Genomic DNA, 528 nt, shown 5'->3' on the forward strand with positions numbered 1-528 from the left:
CACTACAAAGGCAGGTTCTTTCAGGTAAGGAGGTGATCCAACCGCAGGTTCCCCTACGGTTACCTTGTTACGACTTCACCCCAGTCATGAATCACAAAGTGGTAAGCGCCCTCCCGAAGGTTAAGCTACCTACTTCTTTTGCAACCCACTCCCATGGTGTGACGGGCGGTGTGTACAAGGCCCGGGAACGTATTCACCGTGGCATTCTGATCCACGATTACTAGCGATTCCGACTTCATGGAGTCGAGTTGCAGACTCCAATCCGGACTACGACATACTTTATGAGGTCCGCTTGCTCTCGCGAGGTCGCTTCTCTTTGTATATGCCATTGTAGCACGTGTGTAGCCCTACTCGTAAGGGCCATGATGACTTGACGTCATCCCCACCTTCCTCCAGTTTATCACTGGCAGTCTCCTTTGAGTTCCCGACCTAATCGCTGGCAACAAAGGATAAGGGTTGCGCTCGTTGCGGGACTTAACCCAACATTTCACAACACGAGCTGACGACAGCCATGCAGCACCTGTCTCA

The 528-nt window shown here is 52.1% G+C and carries 1 rRNA gene; it reads right to left on the reverse strand.

The window, feature by feature from the left end:
* Window positions 1-25: 25 nt before the first annotated feature.
* Window positions 26-528: ribosomal RNA gene (locus ABLV12_RS08785) — 16S ribosomal RNA — on the reverse strand; the annotation flags it as partial.

The organism is Klebsiella sp. CN_Kp100 (genome assembly GCF_040065315.1).
In the GTDB taxonomy this organism is placed as follows: Bacteria; Pseudomonadota; Gammaproteobacteria; order Enterobacterales; family Enterobacteriaceae; genus Klebsiella; species Klebsiella oxytoca.